Source organism: Burkholderia singularis (genome assembly GCF_900176645.1).
In the GTDB taxonomy this organism is placed as follows: domain Bacteria; phylum Pseudomonadota; class Gammaproteobacteria; order Burkholderiales; family Burkholderiaceae; genus Burkholderia; species Burkholderia singularis.
In genome coordinates this window covers 1-11,852 of sequence record NZ_FXAN01000122.1, presented here as the reverse complement: position 1 = coordinate 11,852, position 11,852 = coordinate 1, and the positions used below count along the sequence as shown (strand labels likewise).

Here is an 11,852-nt window from a genome sequence, read left to right as displayed (position 1 = left end):
TGGAGTTTCGTCGTGGCGAGCCTGCCATTCGTGACGGGCGCCTTCAGCCGGCTCAGCACGTTCAGGACGTGCTCTGCGCTGGGGCGTCCTGAATCCAGCGCAGCCTGTACGGCGAGCAGCACCGCATCGAGCCCGTGTTCGCGCACCGCAGCGAGCACCTGCGTCATGACGCGATCGCCGCCCGGGTGTTTCAGCAGATGCCGCTGCAGCAGTTGCAGCGGCTGCGGCATCGTGATGAACGGTGCGCCGTTGCGCAGTGCGCCGGGTTTGCGCTCGACCAGCGTGACGTAGTGGCGCCAATCGTAGAAGGTCATGTGCCGCTCGACGCTGCGTTCGTGGCGTGCGATCTCCTGGGCGTTGGCGACGACGCTGAGATATGCCGGATAGCAGCGCACGCTCACCAACTGGTTCGTGTACTCGGTGGGCACGCTGTATCGGTTGCGTTGGAAGTGAATCAGGCTGGTCGACGAGACTCGCAGGGTCTGCTCGATGTAGCCGTCGAACGGCCGTGGATTGGGCATCAGCCGGGTACGCTCGTCCTGCAGCACATCCTCGACTGTCAGTTCAGGCCACTGCGGGTGCCGCATGTGCCACGCCTCACGACACTGACCAGCGACCCATTCGTTCAGGATCTCCAGCGTTTCCCAGCGCCGTAGCGCTGCTTCGTGCCAGATCTGACGTCGCCGGTCCTGAACGTTCTTCTCGACGATGCCTTTCTCCCAGCCTGCGGCCCGGTTGCAGAATTCCGGCTCGAACAGGTAGTGACTGCACATCGCTTCGAAGCGCGCGTTGACCGCACGCTCCTTGCCGCGGCCAACCTTGTCCACCGCGGTCTTCATGTTGTCGTAGATGCCGCGCCGCGGCACGCCGCCGAACGCGGCGAATGCGCGGGCGTGCGCATCGAACAGCATCTCGTGACTCTGTGTGGGATAGGCGACGAGCCAGAACGCGCGGCTGGAGTTAAGTTTGACGTGGGCGACCTCCAGGCGTCGCCGCAGCCCGCCAACAAACGCGTATTCGCAGCTCCAGTCAAACTGGAAGGCTTCGCCGGGTTCGAAGGCGAGCGGCACGAAGGCCTTCTTGCGAGGCGCCTCAGCCTGCTCCTCGTGCCAACGCCTCACGAACGCGCTTACGCGGCCGTAGCTGCCGGCGTAACCCTCGGCGCGGATCGCCTCGAACATGAACCGGGCGGTGCGCCGGTCACGCTTCGGGCGATGACTGTCGGCACGCAGCCAACCTGTCAGCTGTGCGGCCCAGTCGTCGATGACGCTCGGGCTGACGCGCTTCGGATACTTCGGCTCGACAGCATCAGTCTGCCGCAACCAGCGACGCACCGTGTTTCGGGACAGGCCCGTACGCCGCGCAATCTCGCGCAGCGGGACCTTCTCGCGGAAATACATCCGCCTGATCTTGGCCAATATGCCCACCGTGATCACCTTTGTATCCCCTGCTCAAAGATTGAGCAGGGCATTCAATCACGTGGGTCAAAATTCGATGAAAATTTTCAGCTCTAGTGGGTCAGTTCTGTGCGGACATCAACAGGACAACTCATTCCCTCCAGGCTCTCCGTACATTCCTCGATGCTGTTCGTGAGATTTGATGAGGAGAATGTGGAAATATCTACGGAAACGCAGGCCTTGATCCGGCACCTCAAGTTCCCGGCTTGCTCATCTTGTCCTGTTCTCTCCGGAGTACGCCACCCTGGTTGATATGTCCGGGCAACAGGTAAGGGCATTGAATCGGATTGATCTAGACTCCCCGCACGTTGCTCTTCAACCGGCAACGCGAGACGAGTTGGATCTTTCCCATGGTCCCGATACGCGAAGAGAGGGGCGAGAGTTCAACCGTGACCATGGCGGACAGATCGTTGAGGCGCTGCCTGGGCATTTCCAACAGCACAGATAGAACGCGATACATTCGGTTGATACAGGATGCGATCCGTTGCGAGAACGGTCGCTTACCCTCACGCCAATGTGGTTGAGCAAATAGGGAACGGCATTGGCAGATGCGAGTTGGGTAAGTGTTTGTGGACTACCGGTTTACTCGTAACTAGTGCAAGCGTTAATGTCACATGGCGACCAGACCTAACCATGCATCAAATTTAGAGCGAACTCCGTATTTGCGTCGTAATGGTAAACAGGATTATTCATAGTTTAACATTTTATATGATTGGTCTGAATTGAAAGGTGGAAAGGGGTGTTCGGATTTATGTACTTGACGTGTAGTGCAGATTCAAATGGATGATCTGGCAAGGCGATCTGCAGAGGATGGCGAACTGGTTACGGCCAGTTCCGGGGGAATTCGGTATTTACTATGATGGAGGTTACAATAGCCCCTCTTTCCAGGAAGACGTCAATAAACATGACCTTCGACGTGGCTCTGGATGGCCGACAGCGGGTATCCTTAACAACAGAGAAATCTTGGCATAGCGAAGCTATTGGTTGGTAAATTTAATTTGGTGCAGAAATATGACGTTCTGTATCAGAAACCACATTCGATTTCTACCGCTATCCTCTTTACCCAGAAAGTAAAGCAATTCTGGTTGGCTGTGTTCAATCGGGAACCATCTTTGACATGGATTCTCGGCTATATAACCCTTTCACTACACGCTACGATTGGAAAAAGGCAATGAAATTATCGAGTTCGGTTGCTTTGATCAGCGGTACACTTTTGGCATGCGCATCCAGTGTCACGAACGCGCAAGAAGATACAGTGAAGCTCGGGTTCGCTAGCTCGTTGACAGGCGAGAATGCGAACATAGGCAAGGATATCGAGCGTGGTGTGCGGATGGCCGTGGATGACCTGAATGCAAATCCACCGGTGATCGGCGGCAAGAAGGTAAGAATCGAGCTTCAAGTGGAAGATGATGCGGGAGATCCGAGACTGGCGACACAAGTTGCACAGCGTCTTGTCGACGCGAAGATCAAAGGGGTTGTCGGTCATTTTAATTCTGGGGCGACGATCCCGGCTTCGAAGATCTACTTCGATGCGCATATCCCACAGATCTCGCAATCCTCCACTAATCCGAAATACACCCTGCAGGGTTTTGATACAACGTTCCGCCTGGTCGCGAACGATAGGCAAGTCGGGGCGGTGCTGGGCAAGTATGCAGTCCAGAAATGGAATGCTAAATCCGTGGCAGTCATCGACGATCGGACGGCGTATGGACAGGGAATCGCCGACGAGTTTTTGAAATCCGCTACGGCCGCGGGCGCGAAACTTGTTTCTCGGCAATACACTACCGACAAGGCGACGGATTTCCGGGGTGTTCTGACTGCAGTGAAAAGCGAGAATCCCGATTTGGTATTCTACGGTGGGATGGACGCTCAAGGCGGCGCGATGATCAAACAGATGCGGCAACTCGGGATGACGTCGAAATACATGGGTGGCGACGGTATCTGCACGGGTGATCTGCCAAAGCTGGCAGGCGCCGCTCTCTATTCCAGACAGGTGATCTGTGCCGAACCCGGTGGCATTACTTCCGAGTTTGAGCCAGGGATGGAGGCGTTCAAGAAGCGCTTCAAGCAGAAATACGGTCAGGATGTGGTGATCTATGCGCCATACGGATACGACGCCATCATGATTCTGGTCGATGCAATGAAGCGCGCGGGCTCCTCCGATCCCGCGAAGTACCTCCCCAATCTGAAGAAGACGGCATATAAAGGCGTCATCGGTGAAACCCGCTTCGATTCGAAGGGAGATTTACAAAACGCGACGCTGACGCTCTACACGTTCAAAGACGGCAGGCGCGAAAACCTTGGTGTTCAACATTAAAGGATGATCCGATAAAGGCTGCGGCGTCCGCAGCCGGGTGTCCCGGCCGATATTGCCAGGTCTGGCATGTTGCGTATTCGTCGGACCTGGCAAGAGGTGTTACTGCACAAACTCGATGATCGTATTGCCTGCACAGTCAGGGGTTACCGCGATACCTTTTGAGGTCCTTCCATATTTGGCTGCGTTCTCAGCCAGCACCTTCTCGGTTTGTGCGATGTCGCGGACACGGATTTGCAGCGCAATGCCGTGTGGTTTATCGGTGTAGCTGATCGGAAGACCGACTGCCGCGAAGCGTGCTTCGGCCTGAGCCGATGTGAGCGCAACGACGTGTCCGCACCCCGTATCGGCTTCAATACCGCCGTTGACGCGTGACACACGGTCCATGCCGAAGAGCTTGGACCATCTTTCTTCCAGCAAACCGAGATCCGGCGTGACATAGACGACTTCATCGACTGCGACCGCGCCGTTCTCGTGGTTCTGCCAATCCTTACGCCAGATGAACTCCGGACGGTGTTGTTGGCAGAGGAAATTGGACGCATCGCCAAGTTCCTTGTCCATGATCATGCCGAGGGATACGACTGCTTCGTCCGGTTTTCCGTCCGGCGTCGTGATCTGACGGCGAAACTCGACGCGCTGTTGAGCCGGCAGGCCGGTCGCCTTGACGGCTGCGAAATCGGCGTCGATATCTTGGCTATGCAACGCGAGCAGGCCGAGGCCTTCCGAGCGGTCGAGAAATTCTCCGAGCGTGCGGCCGTAGCAAAACCCATCGACTTCACCCGTGCCGAATTTCGACGGATCATCGATCCCGATCACTTCGATGAAGTTGTTCTCGAACATCATGAGGCTGAGAACCGAACCCCACGGATGGTAGGAAATCGGGCTTGGGGAGAAGCCGAGGCGTTTGTACTGGTCGACGGCTTTCGGGTGGTTTCTCACCGAGACGACAGGATGATCAATGCCAAGACGATGCTGGTTCGGGGGGATCATTCGCGTACCTCTACTTGTCTGAAGGCGCAGTGATCGCGGCATAGTTTGCGGCAACCGGTTTGATGACCTTGGCCGGAATGCCGGCGGCGACCATATTCGCGGGAATCGATTGCCGCACGACGCTTCCGGCGGCGATCACTGCGTTTTCTCCGATCTCGATGTTGCCGAGGACAAGGGCATGGGCCGCAAGCGTCGCGCCGCGTCGGACCTTCGGATGCCGATCGCCCGCTTCGCTGAAAGTGCTGCCCAGCGTGACGCCGTGCCAGATGCTGACGTCATCTTCGACGACCGCGGTTTCGCCGATGACGATTCCCATTGCATGATCCACGAACAGTCCCTTGCCGATTCGCGCGGCAGGGTGGACGTCCACGTTATAGATCTTGGCTCCCCAGTTCTGAAGCAGCACGGCGAACGTGCGTTCACCACCCATCCAATACGCGTGTGCCACGCGATGAAGTTGAATCGCGAGGATGCCGCGGAAGGACAGGAACGCAGATAGCGCATTCGGGCATGCCGGGTTCGCGCTCGCAATTTTGTGGATGTCCGCAGCGGCACTTTCGCCGATTCCGGCCGACGTAATCGTTCGTTCGAATTCGGTCGAAAAATCCGGCAACGAACTGTCCATGATCGTGAGTTCGGAGGCGAGCCGTGCGGCCAAGGCTTGGTCCAGTGACTCGTGGCGAAGGACGGTTTTCTGGTAATAGGGGCGCATTGTTGGCCAAGCGGTAGCTTCCCGTTCGGCCTCAAGCAGAATGGTCCGCCAGACGACGTTGTAATTGGATATGACCAAAATCTCTCTCCTTTACCGCAAATGTGGGTTGGTTAAGGGGGATCGCAAAATGCCATGGGTAGGTATTTTCTCAAAAAAAATTCATGACAGTGGTGGTTTTCCGGTAATCGGAATGGCAGCTCGTCCTTGTAGGGCAACTGCTCAAGGAAATACTCGATCCCGAGCTGGCCCGCTTCGGCTGGCTTGACGCTCAATCAGAACGGTGCCGAGCTTCCCCTCGATCTGCCTGCTGGCTGTGGGAGGTGCGACATTCAGTCAGTGGGCCGTGACGGAAATGGTTCTATAGCGCACAGTCTCGGAAAAAAATACACAATTCTGCTTTCCATCAGATTTTCGTCAATCGGTTACCATTCGAATTATTGGGGTATTTTTAGCATTTATATTGATTATTGGAATCCGAAATCCTGTCCGGGATTTCAAATAGTCACAACGGAGTCAAACTTCCGCGGAAGCGGGCGACGAAATCATATACGGAGCACGGAATATGGAAACGGTTGGCGTGATTGGTCTCGGCAACATGGGGCGAGGTATGGCCTTGTCGTTAAAGCGTGGAGGGTACGACGTTCTGGGATTCGATGTCGTACCGGAGGTCGCTCACGCCTTACAGGTGGACAGCGTGTCGGCATGTGCGTCGATCGCTGACATTACACGCAACTCGGACGTTCTTATTCTGTCGCTGCCGACTTCCGATATCGTCGAACAAGTGGTCTTGGGCGAGGGCGGCGTGGCTGCGAATGCGCGGCCTGGCTTGATCGTAATCGATACCACGACGGCCGAGCCGAACAGCACGCGGAAGGTGGCGGCAGCTCTTGCCGAGGTTGGAGTCCGACTGGTCGATGGTCCTGTCAGCGGTGGCCCGAAGGGCGCAGCGACCGCGACGATGACTATGGTGCTCGGCGGCTCGGATGCCGATGTCGCTGCGGTCGAACCGATTCTTGCGGCCATGAGCGCCAAGCGCGTGCATGTCGGCCCCGTTGGTGCAGGGCACGTGACGAAAATCATCAACAATTTGTTGACCGGCGTGCATCTGCTTGCGGCGAGCGAAGCAGTCCGCGCGGCCGAGGCCGCAGGGGTGAATCCAGAAAAACTCGTCGAGGCACTGAACGGCGGTTCGGGCCGCAACAGCGCGACACTGACGAATTATCCGACGTGGATCTTCAACGGCAAATTCGATTCCGGGTTCACCATGAAATTGATGCGCAAGGATGTACGTCTCGCGATGGACCTATTGCGCGACTTCAATATCAGCGCGCCGATCGCTGTCGAAGCTGGCCGACTCTGGAATGCCAGTGTCGAGTCCATCGGCGATCAGGAAGATTTCAACCGGATCGTGGAATTTACCGAAAAGAAATAATCACACTCAGAGGCATGGCAATGGAAAACCAAGCGGCACAAAACCTATTGGCGGCATTCGCTCATTTTTTCCCGAACGCTAAGACCCTCGGTTCATATGTCGGCGGTCAGTTCGTTGAAGGCGCGGGGGAGTTGATTCAACTGTATGACACTTCGACCGGCAAGCCGAGCCTCGCATACAAGGACGGTGGTGCGGCCGTCGTCGATATGGCGGCACAGGCTGGCAAGCGTGCGCAGAAGCAGTGGTGGGCGCTGACTCATGCAGCGCGCGGCCGGGTGATGTTCGAAATCGCTCGCGAATTGCGCAAGGAGGCGGAGCAAATCGCACGCCTCGAGTCGCTTGGCTGCGGCAAGCCCATTCGCGACTGCCGCGGCGAGGTGGCGAAGGTGGCGGAGATGTTCGAGTATTACGGTGGTTGGGCCGATAAATTCTATGGCGATGTCATCCCTGTTCCGACTTCGCATCTGAACTACACCCGCCGGGAGCCGGTCGGTACGGTGCTTCAGATTACGCCAGGGAACGCTCCCGTGTTTACTTGCGGTTGGCAAGTCGCGCCGGCCATTGCGATGGGTAACGCGGTTCTGCTCAAGCCATCGGAGCTGACACCGTTTACATCGCTGGTTGTCGCCCTCATTGCCGAGCGTGCCGGCGCACCCGAGGGCTTGATCAATGTGCTTGCCGGCTACGGTCATACCATCGCGCAGGCGGCCATCGCACATAGGGTCGTCAAAAAGGTAGTCTTCGTCGGTTCACCGGCCACGGGCGCGCGGATTGCCTCGGCGGCTGCAAAGCGCGTGTTGCCATGTGTACTCGAATTGGGCGGTAAATCCGCCAACATCGTTTTCGGCGATGCCGATCTAAGACGTGCGGCGTTGACGGCGCAGGCGGCGATTTTTGCGGGCGCGGGCCAAAGCTGTGTAGCCGGTTCGAGGCTGCTGGTTCAGCGTTCGATTTATGACGAGTTTGTCGCGATGGTTGCGACCGGTGCGAAGAAGATCAAGGTCGGCGACCCGCTTGACGACCGCACCGACGTTGGGCCGCTCGGCAGCCGCAAGCAATACGACCACGTGATGTCGATGATCGCGCGGGGTGTCGAGGCCGGAGCGACGCTTGCGTCGGGATCGACCGATGTGTCGGACGGCGGCTATTTCGTCATGCCAACGGTTCTTGCCAATGCCACCAACGAAATGGACGTGTCGCGCATGGAAATCTTCGGTCCGGTTGTAGCTGCCATTCCATTCGATACGGAGGACGAAGCGATTGCGATCGCCAACGATACTGAGTTCGGCCTTGCTGGCGCAGTATGGACGACCGATGTCGGCCGCGCTCATCGAGTGGCGGCGCAAGTCAATGCCGGTACGTTCTGGGTGAACGGGTACAAGACGATCAACGTTGCGTCTCCGTTTGGCGGTTACGGTATGAGCGGCTATGGCCGGTCCAGCGGCGTCGAGGCGCTGTACGAATACACGCAAACCAAGAGCGTGTGGGTGGAAACGGCCGAGGAGCCGTCAATCACGTTCGGCTATCTGTAATGCCGGATCGATTCCTGTCCGGAATGGCGGAAATCCAGCGGGTGGAGGGGGCATGGGAACGGTATTTGATACTCGCGAACAAGGCGTTGCCGGGCAAATCGCGATAAAGGTGTTTGTCTATGCGGCGGCGATTGTGGTGCTTGCCGAAGCCATCGGCCCGCTCGCGTTCAAGGTCGGTCCTGGCAGAGTGGTTCTCTTGCCGATGATCTGGGCGCTATTGATGGGGGCGGCGATCGGCTTACTGAGTCAGCGGTCGAATAGGCGTTTGAGCCTCGACGTGCCGACGCAATTCTATGCCGCCGCTGTTCTACAGGCTGCTCTTCTTCTCTTCGTCGCTAAGCTTGGCCTGATGATCGGAAGCGCTCTTCCGAAGCTTGCATCTGCGGGTTGGGCGCTCGTGTTTCAGGAGTTCGGTCATTTCGTAGGGACCATCCTGCTCGGCCTTCCGCTGGCGTTGGTGCTGGGCATCAAGCGCGAGGCCATCGGCGCGACATTCTCTATCGGGCGAGAGCCTAGCCTGGCGATCATCGGCGAGAAATACGGTATGGATTCGGCCGAGGGACGTGGGGTGCTCGCCGAGTATCTGACCGGGACGGTCTTTGGGGCAGTTTTTATCGCGGTCTTTGCGGGCTTCATCGCGAGTCTGAACATCTTCGATCCCGTCGCGCTGGCGATGGGCTCAGGTGTCGGTTCCGGCAGCATGATGGCCGCGGCGTCGGGCGCGATCGCCGCTCAACAATCGCCGGAAATCGCGAAGGTGGTTTTGATGTTCGCGGCGGCGAGCAACCTGATTACGACAACGGTCGGTACTTACTTCACGTTATTTATATCGTTGCCGATGGCTGTATGGGGGTATCGTGTTTTTGAACCGGTGATTGGTCGAACAACACGTGCTTCAAGCACATTAGACACAACGGCTGACACGCGTCCTAAACTCGGTGACGTGAAAACCGAAGCCCCGACACTGAGTTACAGCGGCAAGATGCTGGCATGGAGCATAACCGCCGGATTCGCTTTGGTGTGTGATTGGATTGTGCATGGCATGGCGCCGAGCGAAGGTTTGCCGGGCATGGCGCTCATGGTCGCGACGGTTGTTGCTGGCGACGTACTTTGTACGGCTACTCGTCGCAAACTTCCCGCGGTTTGTTGGGTTTCGTTTATCGCGATGTTCGTCACTTCACCATGGTGTCCGTTCGGAGCGTATTTTGCCGAGCTGAGTGCGAGGAACGATTTCATGGGGGTCGTCACTCCCATGTTGGCGTTTGCCGGATTGTCGATTGCCAAGGATATTCCGGCCTTTCGCCGTCTCGGATGGCGCATTGTGCTCGTTTCACTCGTCGCGAATGCCGGCACGTTTCTTGGGGCGACGCTCGTGGCACAAATATTTCACGTCTAATTTGTCATCCATGGATCTCGCGAATTCTTTTGCTAAAGGATGCGGAAAACGACGGAAGGCTCATTGTTGAAATGCGCTCATACGGGATTCAATTCTTTCCAATAGCTCGCTTGCGGCGGCAGAGAGCGTTCTTCGTGTTTTCACAATGACCGACATCGATTGTTTGTCAAGTGCGGAGTGGTTAATGCGCACCCCGACCAATGTTCCTGCCTCGATTTCTCGCTTAATTGTAAAGGTTGAAACAAAGGCGACACCTAGACCTTGTAGCGCGAATCGCCGAAGCAAATCAAGCGTATTGGCGACGACGGCCGGCTTGAACTTGACCGATTCGGCATGGGCCACGCTTTCTATTAGCCCGCCGATGCCAAAGTAGGACGGCATCGTCGCAAATGGGTATGCGATTGCGCGCCCGAAAGGAACAGGGCCGACTTGCTTTGCAAGCGGATGATCGGGATGAACGGCCGCAATCAGTTCATCCCGAACGCTACAATAGACCGAGATTCCGTCGGTGGGAGGCGAATTATATGCGATGCCGATATGAGCCTTGTCGTTAGCGACATCGTCGACAATTTCTCGAGTTGCACGTTGATTTAATGAAACGTGAATGGCGGGATAATCTCGGCAAAAATCCCATAAAACTTCCCTTGTGAAGAGATCCATCATACTTTCTCCCACGGAGATCGAGACAACACCTGTTTTCAAGGACCTGAGCGCATCAATCTGGCCTCTGAATGCTTCATATTGCGAACCGCACCCACGATAGAAATCCAAAAGGAGTTCAGCTTCCCGGGTGGGCATGACGCCAGACCGTTCGCGGTCGAATAGCTGCAACTTCATTTCATTTTCCAGCTTACGAATCTGACGGCTAATTTCTGAGACGGACATCTCAAGACGCTCAGCAGCTTTTCGAAGCGAGCGCTCGACCATCACTGCTTCGAAACATTGAACTTGACGTAATTTGTTGAGTTCCATGATTCGATCCTTGATTTTATCGTTGTGGGTTGCAGATTTCCGCACGGGGTGTCGCGCATGTTGTCGTTCAATGAAGCTAAGGCTTCTATATACTCGACATCGATTTGATCACACAATGGTTGGATAAATTATCACTACCGAGTCTAGAATGTCTACTTCATTAATCAATGCATGCATTAACAGAGATAGGGGGATTCTCGTGGATGTCGATCGTATTAATGTTGAGATGCAGAGCTTTTGGTAAAACTCTTTGCTGAGAAATCAGTGTGGAGGATTAATATATTCGGTATGGACAAGAAATACGCTGGCGTCGCGCTGGCTATCAGCGAAGACTCGGTGGCCATGAATAATGCTGAATTCCAGGTGGGAGACGTGAATCTCTCGATTCCTAGGATTTTTAAATCCTACGCGGGGCGATGGCGTCCGAAAGGTATGGCCGTGGAGAAGGCGAGTTATTGAGGTAGAACGTGTGTCTGCTTGGACTATATAACCCAATTGGGAGGCGGGCATCATCGAGAGCGATTGATGCCACCTCGCTTGTTACCCATCTGCACATATTGGTCTGGCCCTCGGGTGCAGATGGCTTGGCTGCGCATTTCTTGTTCCCACTAAGATGATGCGCGGCTCTTTTTATTCCCGAGGCATTGGCCAATGAGCTGCCCACCGAAGTGGGCGGTCTCATATAACCGATGACGCGGTATCGGTATCGCGGCGTCTGCAGTCAGTGGCGGGTTCTGCCTCTCTCGCCACATCCCTTGCGGCCCAAGGGGGACACCGCTTTTTGGGAAGGTGTCAGTTTTCCATGCCCAGGGCGCGCCCGCAACGGGTGCGCCGTTTTTTCGTGCAATTTATTAGAAATGCGGATGCACGAGTGCTCGCTTGAACCTCTACGGTCATCATCGTACACGATAACTGGCGACACGCGTTGAGCATAATTCGATCTGAGGTGGGCCGACCATTTCACGTCGATCAGCATGCAAGCCATGTCTGTCACAACGGCACGACTTTCCACATTTCATTCTGCGGCGGCGCACCATGAACCCGACA

9 protein-coding genes are annotated in these 11,852 nt (G+C 56.1%); 5 read left to right on the top strand and 4 right to left on the bottom strand.

What is annotated here, in order from left to right; all coding sequences use genetic code 11:
* Positions 1-1,427 (bottom strand): IS21 family transposase (istA, locus tag BSIN_RS23795; protein ID WP_089342245.1); only part of this gene is annotated, 1,427 nt, incomplete at its 3' end.
* Between the two features lie 1,201 nt (positions 1,428-2,628).
* Here istA and BSIN_RS23790 point away from each other — a divergent pair.
* Positions 2,629-3,774, top strand: coding sequence for a branched-chain amino acid ABC transporter substrate-binding protein (locus BSIN_RS23790; RefSeq protein WP_089342243.1), 1,146 nt, complete (start codon positions 2,629-2,631; stop codon positions 3,772-3,774).
* A 99-nt stretch (positions 3,775-3,873) separates the two neighbouring features.
* On the opposite strand, the gene BSIN_RS23785 is transcribed toward BSIN_RS23790, so the two are convergent.
* The gene (locus BSIN_RS23785; RefSeq protein WP_159936059.1) at positions 3,874-4,761 is read right to left on the bottom strand and encodes a VOC family protein; all 888 of its coding nucleotides are present in this window, start codon (positions 4,759-4,761) and stop codon (positions 3,874-3,876) included.
* Positions 4,762-4,771: 10 nt separating this feature from the next.
* Positions 4,772-5,551: a serine O-acetyltransferase EpsC gene (gene epsC / locus BSIN_RS23780; RefSeq protein WP_218192446.1), complete on the bottom strand. Its 780-nt coding sequence runs from the start codon at positions 5,549-5,551 to the stop codon at positions 4,772-4,774.
* A 484-nt stretch (positions 5,552-6,035) separates the two neighbouring features.
* On the opposite strand from epsC, the gene BSIN_RS23775 reads away from it, so the two are divergent.
* Genes BSIN_RS23775 through BSIN_RS23765 form a run of 3 tightly spaced genes read left to right on the top strand, consistent with a single transcriptional unit; the run spans position 6,036 to position 9,833 of the window.
* Complete coding sequence (locus BSIN_RS23775) at positions 6,036-6,905, top strand: NAD(P)-dependent oxidoreductase (protein ID WP_089342241.1); 870 nt, start codon at positions 6,036-6,038, stop codon at positions 6,903-6,905.
* Between the two features lie 20 nt (positions 6,906-6,925).
* Positions 6,926-8,437 (top strand): aldehyde dehydrogenase family protein, encoded by a 1,512-nt coding sequence (locus BSIN_RS23770; protein ID WP_089342244.1) that lies wholly within the window; start codon positions 6,926-6,928, stop codon positions 8,435-8,437.
* A 52-nt stretch (positions 8,438-8,489) separates the two neighbouring features.
* Positions 8,490-9,833 (top strand): DUF3100 domain-containing protein, encoded by a 1,344-nt coding sequence (locus BSIN_RS23765; protein ID WP_089342240.1) that lies wholly within the window; start codon positions 8,490-8,492, stop codon positions 9,831-9,833.
* A gap of 60 nt (positions 9,834-9,893) precedes the next feature.
* Here the strand turns inward: BSIN_RS23765 and BSIN_RS23760 are convergent, their stop codons facing one another.
* Positions 9,894-10,805, bottom strand: coding sequence for a LysR family transcriptional regulator (locus BSIN_RS23760; RefSeq protein WP_089342239.1), 912 nt, complete (start codon positions 10,803-10,805; stop codon positions 9,894-9,896).
* Positions 10,806-11,093: 288 nt separating this feature from the next.
* Here BSIN_RS23760 and BSIN_RS25915 point away from each other — a divergent pair, with 288 nt between their 5' ends.
* On the top strand, positions 11,094-11,264 hold the full coding sequence (locus BSIN_RS25915; RefSeq protein WP_159936057.1) for a hypothetical protein: 171 nt from the start codon (positions 11,094-11,096) through the stop codon (positions 11,262-11,264).
* Positions 11,265-11,852: the final 588 nt, after the last annotated feature.

Excerpts from the sequence above, each read along its gene's own strand:
- BSIN_RS23790 (WP_089342243.1), top strand. The coding sequence starts at position 2,629 with ATGAAATTATCGAGTTCGGTTGCTTTGATCAGCGGTACACTTTTGGCA.
- BSIN_RS23785 (WP_159936059.1), bottom strand. The coding sequence starts at position 4,761 with ATGATCCCCCCGAACCAGCATCGTCTTGGCATTGATCATCCTGTCGTC.
- BSIN_RS23775 (WP_089342241.1), top strand. The coding sequence starts at position 6,036 with ATGGAAACGGTTGGCGTGATTGGTCTCGGCAACATGGGGCGAGGTATG.
- BSIN_RS23770 (WP_089342244.1), top strand. The coding sequence starts at position 6,926 with ATGGAAAACCAAGCGGCACAAAACCTATTGGCGGCATTCGCTCATTTT.
- BSIN_RS23765 (WP_089342240.1), top strand. The coding sequence starts at position 8,490 with ATGGGAACGGTATTTGATACTCGCGAACAAGGCGTTGCCGGGCAAATC.
- BSIN_RS23760 (WP_089342239.1), bottom strand. The coding sequence starts at position 10,805 with ATGGAACTCAACAAATTACGTCAAGTTCAATGTTTCGAAGCAGTGATG.
- BSIN_RS25915 (WP_159936057.1), top strand. The coding sequence starts at position 11,094 with ATGGACAAGAAATACGCTGGCGTCGCGCTGGCTATCAGCGAAGACTCG.